This is a genomic window from Paraburkholderia sp. SUR17 (assembly GCF_029536165.1).
Taxonomy (GTDB): domain Bacteria; phylum Pseudomonadota; class Gammaproteobacteria; order Burkholderiales; family Burkholderiaceae; genus Paraburkholderia; species Paraburkholderia kururiensis.
In genome coordinates this window covers 232,368-244,586 of the sequence record NZ_CP120508.1, presented here as the reverse complement: position 1 = coordinate 244,586, position 12,219 = coordinate 232,368, and the positions used below count along the sequence as shown (strand labels likewise).

The following is a 12,219-nucleotide window of genomic DNA, read 5'->3' as shown; positions in this document are numbered from 1 at the left end:
AGCGCGTGTCAAGACTTGACTTATGCACAAATACGACTAATGGCCGCCGCGGAACAAGATTTCCGGCAATTCATCGAACGGCGCGACGAAACTCATTGATTCTATTGGATTTTCGTCCACGCCCCGATTTGCTTGCAAACTGACAGAAAGCCCACGGGACGGGCCTTTCAGCGAATTTCGGCCGAGTTCTCAACAGAGTTATCCACATCCAGTCTGGAACACGGAAAAATCCTCGTGAAATCCGTGCATTAGCGTACAAAGCTGCCAAGGAGCCTTCATTTAACATATTGGTCTACGGCATCTTCATACGGACTTCGGCGCCGCGTTTAGTGATCAGTACAGCTTGAACGACCCGAAAAACTGATCGATCTGTTCCGGCGCCGGCTCCTTGCTGGCGATCACCGCCGCCTGGTACACGTGCGTTCCCTTGGCCACCAGCCGTACATGAATCATTCGCGGCTCCTGCTTCGGCCCGGCTTTCCCGCTCAAGGTCATTTCGAAGCCCAGCACGGCGCCGCCTGCTGCAAGCGGAATCTGCACCGCCCGGCCGCTCGGCTGCGCGCCCACGTTGCGGGCCATCCCGTCGCGCAGGAAGTCGAGCACCTTCTGCTGTAGCTGCGGGTCGCCGCTCGGCAAAGTGAGGGTGCCGACCGCGAAGACCACGTGATCGGCCTCGGCGGTCTGCATGTGCATCTGCATGGGCGTACCGTCGATGTCTACGCGACGGTCATCGGTACCCGGCCGGGCCGGCAAGTCCACCGTGTAGCCGCTGTCGTTGTTCGTCACCGTGCGCCAGTCGTAGGTGGGCGTGCACGCCAGCAGCGCGGTCGCAGCCAGCCCGCCACACGCCAGCCGCAGGAACTGTTCCAGTGTGGCGCGCGCTGCCAGGCGGAAGTTGCGGCCAGTCGGCAACGCGCCGTGTTTCGCGCCGGTCGGACACAATTTCGTTTGCGACAGAGGGAAGCGGGATGAAAACAGCCGGAAAGCAAAGAGAAATACGGTACGGAACATGAGACGCATAAAAGGTACGGGAAACCGGAATGGCATTATCCGTCGCCGCTCGGCATTCTGCCGCAGTCGCCGATTGCCGCTAGAATAAGCAGGTTAATCGCGTTGAGCGCCGGGTCGCGGCGAACCGAGGTTCCATCCATGAATCAATCATCTGTTTCCACTCGTCGCTCCAGCCCGGTGCGGTACATCGCGGCGGCGGTTGTCGCGGGCGCTATTGCCGTTGCGGGCTATTTCGCCTTCAACGGCCAGCAGCACGCACCCGACGCAACCTTTACGCTGCTGTCCGGCCAGAAGGTCTCCACGTCCGAACTGAAGGGCAAGGTCTATCTCGTGAATTTCTGGGCGACGAGCTGCACGACGTGCATGCACGAAATGCCGCAGATGGTCCAGACGTACAACCGCTTCAAGAGCCAGGGACTGGAATTCGTTGCCGTGGCGATGAACTACGACGCGCCGATGTACGTCGCCAACTACGCCGAAACGCGCAAGCTGCCGTTCAAGGTAGCGCTCGACGACGGCTCCGCCGCCAGGCAGTTCGGTAACGTGCAACTCACACCGACCACGTTCGTAATCGACCGCAACGGCAAGATCCTGAAGCGCTATGTCGGTGAACCGCAGTTCGCGGAACTCGACCAGCTGCTGCAAAAAGCGCTGAGCACCTGAGACGCCGACGCGTCTGCATGCGGCGGCTTGCGACAGAACGCTGCCACTCCGCAATCAAAGACGAACAAAATGCTTTAACGAAAACGCCGGCCCCTAGGCCGGCGTTTTCGTTTTCCGTCACCCGCCGCGCTCGGTTTCCGCACGAGCCGCCAGCCCGTATCGCTTGATCTTCTCGTAGAGCGTTGCCTTGCCGAGTTGCAAGCGGTCCGCCGCAGCCGCTACCGCGCCGCCGCACTGCGCGAGCGCATCGGCAATCACCGCGCGCTCGAACTGCTCTACTCGCTCCTTGAGCGACAGCGCGTCGGCCTCGCCGCCTGACGCGGCGAAAGAATCCTCGCTTACGCCCAGCACGTAGCGCTCCGCAGCGTTGCGCACTTCGCGCACGTTGCCCGGCCAGTCGCGCTGCATCAGCGCGAGACGCTGGCGCTCGGTCAGAATGGGCGCGGGCCGCTCGTAGCGCACGGCGGCTTCCAGCAGGAAGTGCTCGAAGAGCGGCACGATATCTTCGCGACGTTCCGCAAGGGGCGGCAGCGAAATCGTCACCACGTTGAGGCGGTACAGCAGGTCGCGGCGGAAGGTGCCGGCGGCCACCAGCTCCAGCATGTCGCCCTTGGCCGCTGCCACCACGCGCAGATTCACGCGAATCGACTGGTTCGAGCCGAGCCGCTCCAGCACGCCGTCCTGCAACACGCGCAAGAGTTTCACTTGAAGCGAAAGTGGCATGCTCTCGATCTCGTCGAGAAACAGCGTGCCGCCCGATGCGTGCTCGAGCTTGCCGATGCGCCGTTTGGCAGCGCCCGTGAAGGCGCCGGGCTCGTAGCCGAACATCTCCGATTCGAACATCGGCTCGGGCAGCGCACCGCAATTCACGGCGATGAAGGGCTTGTCCTTGCGCGGCGACATCTCGTGCAGGCTGCGCGCGACGAGTTCCTTGCCCGCGCCCGTGTCGCCGTTGATGAGCACGGATGCGTCCGTCGGCGCGACGTTGGCAATGAGCCGGCGCACTTGCTCCATGGCCGGACTGCGACCGATGATGCGCGGCGCCACGGCGTTCTGCCCCGCCAGTTCGCGGCGCAGCGCCAGGTTTTCGAGCATCAGGTTGCGCCGCTCCAGCGCGCGGCGCACCGTCTCGGTCAACCGTTCCGAAGGAAACGGCTTTTCGATGAAGTCGTACGCGCCGTCGCGCATCGCCTGCACGGCCATTGAAATGTCGCCGTGACCGGTGACGAGAATCACGGGCACGTCGGGCGCGCGCTCGTGGCAATGGGCGAGCAGGTCGAGCCCGCTTGCTCCGGGTAGCCGGATGTCGCTCACGATCGCGCCGGAAAAATCCGCGCTGATCGCGCCCATCGCCTCTTCCGCGGACGCATAGCCGACCACGTCGAAGCCTGCCAGTTGCAGGCTTTGCATGCCAGCGCGGCGCACGAGCTCGTCGTCCTCGATATAGAGCACCTGCAAACCTTCTTTCACCATGATTCGTTCGCTATCCTGATTCATGAGCTCGCCGTGAGCGCGGGCTTCGGCACGGCGGCGCGCGGCAGCGTGAGCACGAAGAGCGCGCCGCCGGGGCCGTCTGTCGCGTTTTGTGCAGTGAGCGAGCCGCCGGAGTCGCGAGCAATCGACGAAGAAATCGCAAGGCCGAGTCCCAGCCCTTGCCCCATCTCCTTGGTCGTGAAGAACGGCTCGAAGAGGCGCGGCAGCACGTCTTCCGGAATGCCCGGGCCGTTGTCGCGCACGGAGAGCGCGACCGTCTCGGGCTGGCTTGCGTCGATGCATACCTCGATGCGCGGGTGCGGCATGCCCGCCACCGCGTCCAGCGCGTTGCCAATCAGATTGATCAGCACCTGCTCGAGGCGCAGGTCGTCGCATTGAGCAACGAGCGAAACGCTTTCGTCGGCGCCTTCGGCATTGAGGTCGAACGGGCGGCGAACCGGCGCGGCGGTGCCCGCGCCCGCGCCAGCCTCAGCGTCGACCTCGGGGGCCTCGATCAGCCTCACGTCCAGCTCCACCTGTTCGAGCCGTTTCTGCAAAACGGACAACGCATTGCGCAGCGCCCTCGCCACCGGCGCCCGCGCGCTGCGCGGCCGCGCCCGCCCGACGAACAGCTTCAGCTGATTCGTGATCTTGCCCATGCGTTCGGTGAGCGACGCGATCGCGAACAGATTCTCGCGAGCCGAACCGTAATCACCGCGTTCGAGCAGCAGGCGCGTGTTGTCCGAGAAAGTGCGCAGCGCCGCGAGCGGCTGGTTGAGTTCGTGCGTGATGCCGGCGGCCATCTGGCCAAGCGCGGCGAGCTTGCTGGCCTGCACGAGTTCGTCGTGAGCGGCACGCAATTCCTGCTCGGCGCGCGTGCGCTCCGAGACTTCTTTCTTGAGCTGTTCGTTGGCCTGCGAGAGGTCGACGGTGCGCTCTGCCACGCGTTCATTGAGCTCCGCATACGCCTTTTGCAGCAGCGCGCGGCTGCGCATCACCTCGCGCACGCGCGCGCGGCGCATGCGCCAATAGAACGCGAGCAGACACAGCGACACATAGCCGAAGCCGGTCACGACGGTGGCATTGCGGGCGTCGGCGTCGACGGCATCGACCGGCGACATCGTGACCAGATGCCAGTCCGGCTCGCCCACGGCCCGACGCGTGGCGAGGTAGCGGACGGCGCCGCGTCCGCCACCTACGCGCACGATGCGCGCATCGCCTTCGAGCACCTGCTGCACGGTGACCGGCAGCGGCGTGATGTCCTGCTGTGCGTACTGGCGGGTCTGATAGATCGAATCGGCCACGGCGCCGGAGAGCGGCCGCACGGTATGGTATTTCCACGTCGGAACCGACGACAGGAAGATCACGCCGTGGTCGTCGGTGACGAAGAGTGGCTCGGACACATCCGTGCCCGGAAACCATTCGAGATTCAGCTTGACGACCGCGACGCCCACGATACGGCCATAGCGCAGCACCGGCTGCGAAATGTAGTACCCCGGATCATGCGAGATCGTACCGATGCCGAAGAAGCGACCCACGCCGCCTTTGATTGCATCGATGAAATACGGCCGGAAGCGATATTCCACGCCGGCGAAGCTGTCCGGCTGCTGCCAGTTGCTGGCGGCCACGCAGAGACCATCCGCGCGAATGATGTAGGTGGTGGTGGCCCGCGCGTGGCGGTTCACATCTTCGAGGTAGCGGTTCGCGCGCGCGACGAGCGCGGGTCCGGGGTTCGGCGTGACGAGCGCCTCCTGCACGGCGGGATGGCCGGCCACCAGATACGGCAGCGATTCGTAGCGCTCCAGCGTGCTCTTGAGCGCGCTGGTAAGGCGATCGCCGCGCACGGCAGCGTTGCGCCGCAGGTTGTCGATGCCGTGCTGCCACGCAACCGTCCACGTGAGCGCGCACGCTGCGGCGAGCCCGGCGAGAAGCGCGAAGAGGATCAGCAGGCGGCGCGTCACGGCAGCGGATTCCAGAGGGTGATACCCGCCCATTGTGGCATATCCGGACACGCCGCCCGAGGCGTGCTGCGCGGGCGCCGCGGCCATCCGGCACGGCGCCGCGTCATGCATCGCATCAGGCTCCGGCGGTCTCGCTGACGGCCACTTCGCCCGAGAGGCCGGCACGCAGTTTCGAGCGGTCCAGCTCTTTTTCCCACGCCGACACCACCACCGTCGCCACGCCGTTGCCGATGATGTTCGTCAGCGCGCGGCATTCGCTCATGAAGCGGTCGATGCCGAGAATCAGCACCATGCCCGAAAGCGGAATGGTGGGCACCACGGCGAGCGTCGCGGCGAGCGTGATGAAGCCGGCGCCCGTCACACCGCTTGCGCCCTTGGAAGTGAGCATCGTCACGGCGAGCAGCGTGAGCTGTTGCGTGAGCGTGAGATCCGTGTTGGTGGCCTGCGCGATGAAGAGCACGGCCATCGTCATGTAGATGTTGGTGCCATCCAGGTTGAACGAGTAGCCGGTCGGCACGACGAGACCCACCACGGAGCGCGAGCAGCCGAGCTTTTCGAGTTTCTGCATCAGCTGCGGCAGCGCGGCTTCCGACGAGCTCGTGCCCAGCACGATCAACAGTTCTTCCTTGATGTAGCTGACGAAGCGGAAGATGTTGAAGCCGACTGCGCGCGCGATGATGCCGAGCACCACGATCACGAAGACTGCGGCCGTCAGATAGAAGGTACCGATCAGCTTCAGGAGCGGCAGCAGCGAACCCAGGCCGTACTTGCCGATAGTGAAAGCCATCGCGCCGAACGCGCCGATGGGCGCGAGCTTCGTGACGATGCGCACCACGCCGAACAGGATGTTCGAAATGCCTTCGATGAAGTCCGTCACCACACGGCCGCGCTCGCCGAGCGTCGCCAGCACGCTGCCGAACAGCAGCGCGATCAGCAGGATCTGCAGGATTTCACCTTGGGCGAACGCCGAGAAGAACGTGTCGGGAATGATGTGCATCAGGAAGTCGACCGTGCTCTGGCCATGGGCCTTTGCCGCGAAGGAGGCGACTGCCTTGCCGTCCAGCGTCGCCGGATCCACGTTGAAGCCGACGCCCGGCTTGAGCACGTGCGTGGCGATGAGGCCGATGAGAAGCGCGAACGTCGAAACGATCTCGAAGTACAGCAGCGCCTTGCCGCCCACGCGGCCAACCTTCTTCATGTCCTGCATGCCGGCAATACCGGTCACGACGGTACAGAAGATGATCGGCCCGATCACCATCTTGATGAGTTTGATGAACGCGTCGCCGAGCGGCTTCATGTCGATGGCGAGCGCCGGCGAGTAATGTCCGAGAACGATGCCGATGACGATCGCGGCGATCACCTGGACGTAGAGCACTTTATAAATGGGTTTCTTCACGATGGTTCCTGCTGGTGTTGCTGCACATGGGAGCCGGTGGCCGGCCGCCGCGTCGCGTACGGGCGCATGAAAACCTCGTCGGGATGCAGCGGGCAAGCCGCGACAAGACGACGGGTTCAGAAGTACCGGGAAGGGGTTTTGAGCATCGATTGTCTCCTTGCTTTAGTAATGAGGCCGTTGCGGCCGCGCGTCTTCATTGCAAGGGCGATGCCAGTTGCGTAACGCCCTTATCAACTTGATTTATTTGAGATTTTTCTGCACCCCTGCCGTCGTTCGTCCGGGTTTCCGGAAACCGGGACGCGAGCCGTCCGACTTTCCGGACGTCGCGGCGCGTGAGCACACGGCTGCACGCATGCCGGGCGCACAACAGGGGAAACAAGGGGAAGAACAGCGACTTGGCCGCGCGGAAAAACAAGCGGCCAAAAAAATGCCTTCCCGGTGGCGGGAAGGCATACGAAAGAGAAGTCGGAGACCCTTGCAGGCCTGTGGGCACCGAAAACGGTCAGTTACGGCACCCACAGATCAATCTTAAGCGCGCAGACGGGCGCCCAAAGTCAACTATTGTCAAAACCCCGTGCAGGACCGGGTAGCGCCTCCGCGTACGCCCTCAAGCCAAGCTTCGGACCCCACAGAGCAGACACCGCGGCGATGAATCAAACCACGCCCGCGCCGTGCGCCTGCAGATCTGCGTGATAGCTCGAGCGCACCATCGCGCCCACGGCGGCATGCGTGAAACCCATCTTGTAGGCCTCTTCTTCATACATCTTGAACGTGTCGGGATGCACGTATGCCCGCACCGGCAGGTGGTGCTCCGAAGGCTGCAGATACTGGCCGATCGTCAGCATGTCGACGTCGTGTGCGCGCAGGTCGCGCATCACCTGAAGGATTTCCTCTTCGGTCTCGCCCAGCCCAACCATCAAGCCCGACTTCGTCGCGACGTCGGGATGCAGCGCCTTGAAGTCCTTCAGCAGCTTGAGCGAATGCGCGTAGTCCGAGCCCGGACGCGCTTCCTTGTAGAGACGCGGCACCGTTTCGAGGTTGTGATTCATTACGTCGGGCGGCGCGGCATTGAGGATGGAGAGCGCCCGGTCGAGGCGGCCACGGAAGTCCGGCGTGAGAATCTCGATGCGCGTTTCGGGCGACTGCGCGCGCACTTCACGGATGCACTCCACGAAATGGCCAGCGCCGCCGTCCCGCAGGTCGTCGCGGTCCACGCTCGTAATCACCACGTATTTGAGCTTGAGCGCCGCGATCGTGCGTGCCAGATTCGCCGGTTCCTCGGGATCGAGCGGATCGGGACGGCCGTGGCCCACGTCGCAGAACGGGCAGCGGCGCGTGCACTTGTCGCCCATGATCATGAACGTCGCCGTGCCCTTGCCGAAGCACTCGCCAATGTTCGGACAGCTCGCTTCCTCGCACACGGTGTGCAGGTTGTGCTCGCGCAGAATCTGCTTGATCTCGTAGAAGCGCGAACTACCGGTGGCCGCTTTCACGCGGATCCACTCCGGCTTCTTCAGCTTTTCGATCGGCACGACCTTGATCGGAATGCGCGCGGTCTTCGCCTGCGCCTTCTGTTTCGCAGTGGCGTCGTAGGGCGCGGGAGCGGCAGCGTCGGGAGCCGGCGTGCCAGCGAGGTTCGCGGTAGCGTCAGTCATTCGTTCGATCCAGTCAGGCGGTGGCGGCACCGGCCTGCGGTTGGGCGACGGCCGCGCGCGTGCCGTCGAGGTTTGCAGTGAGACTTCGGGCGAGCGTGGCCGCCACGTCGTTCCAGCTCGCGGCGACGCCGAGCGTCGCCATGTCAACCGTCTCGAGCCCTGCATAGCCACAGGGATTGATGGCGAGAAACGGCCGCAGATCCATGTTCACATTGAGGCTCACGCCGTGATAGCTGCAGCCGTTGCGGATTTTCAGCCCGAGTGCCCCGATCTTGGCGCCGACATGAACGCCGGCTGCGGGGCCGGGCGCAACGTAGATGCCGGGCGCGCCGGCCTTGCGTTCGCCCGCGAGATTATACGACGCGAGTGTATCGATCACGGCCTGCTCGATACGCGTGACGAGGTCGCGCACCATGAGCTTGCGGCGGCGCAGGTCGAGCAGCAAATAGGCGACGACCTGGCCGGGGCCGTGGTAAGTGATCTGCCCGCCGCGGTCGATCTTCACAAGGGGAATGCCGCTGTCGGCAACGAGCAGATGGCTCGGGTTACCGGCCTGGCCGAGGGTAAAGACGGGCGGATGTTCGACGAGCCAGATTTCGTCGGGCGTGCCGGGCGTGCGCGCTTCGGTGAAAGCGCGCATCGCATCGAAGCTCGCCTGGTAGGCTTCCGTGCCACGCCAACGCAGCACGAGGGGAATCGCGTCCGAAGCGCAAGGCGCCGTGGCCGCTTCCGCAGCGGGCGCGCAATCGTCTGAGGGAAAAGGGGACAGGGAAACCGGCGTGGCACACATGATGTGCGCAGTTTACCGAAATCCCGCCCCCGCCGCCGGACATCGCCCGGCGGCGCTCACACCGTGCGCCAGCCGTCGCCCACGCGCACGCCGAGCCGTTGCGCGGCACGGGCCGCCCAGTCGATGAGCCGCTCCGACGGCCGCGCCGGAATGGCAAACGCCACGCGTGCGGCCGGCGCCCCTTCCACGCTGAGCCACAGCCGTTCGCCGCGCCGCAGCCGCAGTGTATGGCCCGGTTCGAGCCAGTAATCCTCCACGTCGTCGCTGCGCGTGACCCAGACCGGACCGCCGTGCACGGTTAGCCGAGTGCTGTTGGCGACCTTCATGGGCACCGTCTCGCCGGCGTGGATTTCGAACGTGATGTTTGAGGAAATTTCTCGCATGATCCGCTCCGCCAAAAATCGTCTTGATGGCTAGAATCGTAGATGCCGCAAGGGATTGGGCAAAACGACCATTTTTCACCGGTATGTGAGAAAAATTGCGATGGACCTGCGCGAGTTACCTGCATTGAACGCGATCAAGGCATTCGAGGCCGCGGCGCGGCACGAGAGCTTCTCCCGCGCCGCCGACGAGTTGTTCGTCACGCACGGCGCCGTGAGCCACCAGATTCGCGCGCTGGAAGCCGACCTCGGCGTCACGCTGTTCGCCCGCGACGGCAAGCGCGTGCGGCTCACCGATACGGGCCGCCGCTACGCGACCCAGGTGCGCGCCGCGCTGGCCGCCCTGCTCGATGCCACGCGCGAGATTCGCGCAGGCGACCGCGAGCGCCGGTTGGTTGTCTCGATGCTGACCTCGTTTGCCGCGCGCTGGGTGACGCCGCGCATCGGCCGCTTCATCGAGGCGCACCCGAAATGGGATCTGGAACTGCTTTCCACGAACGCGCTCACCGACTTTGCCCGCGACGACGTGGACGCCGCGATCCGCTTCGGCTACGGCCGCTACCCCGGCCTGCACGCTGAACTGCTGCTGGAGGAGATCTTCTTTCCGGCATGCTCGCCGCAGTTCAACGGCGGCAAGCTACCCAGGAACCCGCGGGAGATGACTAAGCTCGCGCTGCTGCGCTCCGACGACGAACTCTGGCGCCCATGGTTCGACGCCGCCGGGCTCGACGACGTGCCCGAGCCCAAACGCGGCGTGCTGTACCAGGATTCGTCGAACCTGCTGCAGGCCGCCATGGACGGCCAGGGCATCGCGCTCGTGCGCCGCTCGCTCGCGATGCATGAGATCGCGGCGGGGCGACTCGTGCGACTGTTCGAGATCGATGGCCCCAGCCCCTGGAGCTACTACTTCATCTGCCCGCCGCACATGTTGCAAACCGAGCGTGTGCAGGCATTCCGGAACTGGATTTTCGAAGAGGTGGCGAGCTTCAAGCTGCTGTTCCAGCGCGCATGCGAGGAAAGCTCACAGCGCGCGCGTGAGGCCCTGCCCGCAGACGAGAGGTAGCGGAATCGAAGGAATTTGACTTACAGGACGACCTTCACCATCGGGTGCCCGGTGAGGGCAAGGTAGATGTCGTCCAGGTGCTCGCGGCTCACCGCGCGCACCGTCACGGTGAGGCCCGTGTAGTTGCCGCCGCTCGACGGACGCACTTCCACGCGCGACGCGTCGAACCCGCTGTCGAACTTGCGGATCACGGCAACAATGGTTTCGGCGAATTCCGGGTGTGACTTGCCCATCACCTTGATCGGAAAATCGCAGGGAAATTCGAATAGCGATTCGTTCATCGGACTCATGCGTTACTCCTCGAGCGCCGCGGCGAAGGGCTCATTGTGCGCCTTGTGCGTGTTGTGCGCCTTGCCTCGCGGACGGGCATGCGGCAGAGAGCGCCGCATACCCGCACAGACCGGCGCCACTTCGCAGACGCCGCCGCCGAAGGGGAACCCGCGCCATTGCGCTTACTTCTTGTTGAACATCAGCATCAGCGAATCCCATACGCGGCCGACGACGCCCGCCTGCGGCACCGCCTTCAGCGCGACCACCGGGAATTCGGTGAGCGTCTTGCCGTCCGCGACGAGCTTCGCGGTGCCAACCTTCTGGCCGTCCGCGATCGGCGCGATCAGCGGGCTTGCAATCTCGATCTGCGGCTTCGCCTTGTCGGCCGCGCCCTTCGGCACCGTGATGTACTGATCGGTCTTCACGCCCACCTGCACGGTGTCGGCCGCGCCCTTGTAGACGCGCGGCGTGGCGACGGCCTGATTCGCCTTGTACAGGCGCACCGTGTCATATGCGGTGTAGCCGTAGTTCAGCATCTTCAGGCTGTCCTGCACGCGGTCGTGCTCCTTCTGCTCGCCCATCATCACCGTGACGAGACGGCGCGACGCATCGCTGACGCCGGGCAGCGGACGCTTCGCCGTGGCGATCAGGCAGTAGCCCGCCGCCTGCGTGTGGCCGGTCTTGAGGCCGTCCACGGTCGGGTCGATCCACAGCAGCCGGTTGCGGTTCGGCTGCTTGATCTTGTTGTACGTGAACTCCTTCACCGAAAAGATGCTGTAGTAGTCGGGGAAGTCGCGGATCAGGCGCGTGGAGAGCACGGCGAGGTCGCCTGCCGTCGTGTAGTGCTGCGGATCGGGCATGCCGTTCACGTCGGCGAAGTGCGTGTGGGTCATGCCGAGGCGCTGCGCCTCGGTGTTCATCATGTTGACGAACTGCGACTCGCTGCCGCCCACGAGTTCCGCGAGCGCGATGGCGGCGTCGTTGCCCGACTGCACGATCATGCCGTAGACAAGGTCGTGCACCGTCACCGGCTTGTTCGCCTCGATGAACATGCGCGACTCGTCGTTGCGAACGCGGCGCACGGCCTCGCTCGGCATGACGGTCTGCTCCATCGTGATCTTCTTCGTCTGCAATGCTTCGAAGACGAGATAGGCCGTCATCAGCTTCGTGAGCGAAGCCGGCTCCACGCGCTCGTCGGGATTGCCCGACGCGAGCACCTGGTTCGCGGTGGCATCGATGAGCACCCACGAACGCGCGTTCACCGCGGGCGGCGGCACCTGTGCAAAGGCAGCCGCTGCCGCAACGAGCGTTGCCGGCAGCAGCACGCCGAGCGCAACTGCGCGGGCAACGGAACGGTGAGCGAAAGACGGGGAAGCAACCAGAGGGGAAGTACCGGAAGTGACGAGACGCATAGGATCGTTTCAGCTTTGATTTGGGCTGTGCGTGCCGTATCGCACGGGCTTCGCGCGATACGGCACGCATTTGGGATGAGCCGGAGGGCGGACGCTGTGCGGCACGCTCTGCTGGCTTCACGTGATGCAAACGGATACGACCGGA

General features: G+C 64.5%; 11 protein-coding genes. 2 read left to right on the top strand and 9 right to left on the bottom strand.

What is annotated here, in order from left to right:
• Nucleotides 1-333 precede the first annotated feature (333 nt).
• Nucleotides 334-1,011 (bottom strand): hypothetical protein, encoded by a 678-nt coding sequence (locus tag P2869_RS01090; protein WP_277597229.1) that lies wholly within the window; start codon nt 1,009-1,011, stop codon nt 334-336.
• A gap of 138 nt (nt 1,012-1,149) precedes the next feature.
• Here P2869_RS01090 and P2869_RS01085 point away from each other — a divergent pair, with 138 nt between their 5' ends.
• Nucleotides 1,150-1,674: a TlpA disulfide reductase family protein gene (locus P2869_RS01085; RefSeq protein ID WP_026120999.1), complete on the top strand. Its 525-nt coding sequence runs from the start codon at nt 1,150-1,152 to the stop codon at nt 1,672-1,674.
• Between the two features lie 117 nt (nt 1,675-1,791).
• Here P2869_RS01085 and P2869_RS01080 read toward each other — a convergent pair whose 3' ends face one another.
• The 6 genes from P2869_RS01080 to P2869_RS01055 all read right to left on the bottom strand — a co-directional run bounded on the left by P2869_RS01080 (nt 1,792) and on the right by P2869_RS01055 (nt 9,332).
• The gene (locus P2869_RS01080; RefSeq protein WP_026120998.1) at nt 1,792-3,147 is read right to left on the bottom strand and encodes a sigma-54 dependent transcriptional regulator; all 1,356 of its coding nucleotides are present in this window, start codon (nt 3,145-3,147) and stop codon (nt 1,792-1,794) included.
• Nucleotides 3,148-3,167: 20 nt separating this feature from the next.
• Entirely contained in the window at nt 3,168-5,195 is a 2,028-nt protein-coding gene (locus tag P2869_RS01075; RefSeq protein WP_277598175.1) for an ATP-binding protein, read from the bottom strand.
• A gap of 28 nt (nt 5,196-5,223) precedes the next feature.
• Complete coding sequence (locus tag P2869_RS01070) at nt 5,224-6,507, bottom strand: dicarboxylate/amino acid:cation symporter (protein ID WP_026120997.1); 1,284 nt, start codon at nt 6,505-6,507, stop codon at nt 5,224-5,226.
• Between the two features lie 650 nt (nt 6,508-7,157).
• Complete coding sequence (gene lipA / locus P2869_RS01065; protein WP_017772575.1) at nt 7,158-8,159, bottom strand: lipoyl synthase; 1,002 nt, start codon at nt 8,157-8,159, stop codon at nt 7,158-7,160.
• A 13-nt stretch (nt 8,160-8,172) separates the two neighbouring features.
• Nucleotides 8,173-8,949, bottom strand: coding sequence for a lipoyl(octanoyl) transferase LipB (lipB, locus tag P2869_RS01060; RefSeq protein ID WP_026120996.1), 777 nt, complete (start codon nt 8,947-8,949; stop codon nt 8,173-8,175).
• A gap of 56 nt (nt 8,950-9,005) precedes the next feature.
• Nucleotides 9,006-9,332 (bottom strand): DUF2917 domain-containing protein, encoded by a 327-nt coding sequence (locus P2869_RS01055; protein WP_017772573.1) that lies wholly within the window; start codon nt 9,330-9,332, stop codon nt 9,006-9,008.
• A gap of 100 nt (nt 9,333-9,432) precedes the next feature.
• Here P2869_RS01055 and P2869_RS01050 point away from each other — a divergent pair, with 100 nt between their 5' ends.
• Complete coding sequence (locus P2869_RS01050; RefSeq protein WP_277597228.1) at nt 9,433-10,392, top strand: transcriptional regulator GcvA; 960 nt, start codon at nt 9,433-9,435, stop codon at nt 10,390-10,392.
• 20 nt (nt 10,393-10,412) lie between these two features.
• Here the strand turns inward: P2869_RS01050 and P2869_RS01045 are convergent, their stop codons facing one another.
• Both P2869_RS01045 and P2869_RS01040 read right to left on the bottom strand, forming a co-directional pair.
• The gene (locus P2869_RS01045) at nt 10,413-10,682 is read right to left on the bottom strand and encodes a DUF493 family protein (protein WP_026120995.1); all 270 of its coding nucleotides are present in this window, start codon (nt 10,680-10,682) and stop codon (nt 10,413-10,415) included.
• Between the two features lie 162 nt (nt 10,683-10,844).
• A complete protein-coding gene (locus P2869_RS01040) occupies nt 10,845-12,074 on the bottom strand; it encodes a D-alanyl-D-alanine carboxypeptidase family protein (protein WP_277597227.1) in 1,230 nt (409 codons plus the stop codon).
• Nucleotides 12,075-12,219: the final 145 nt, after the last annotated feature.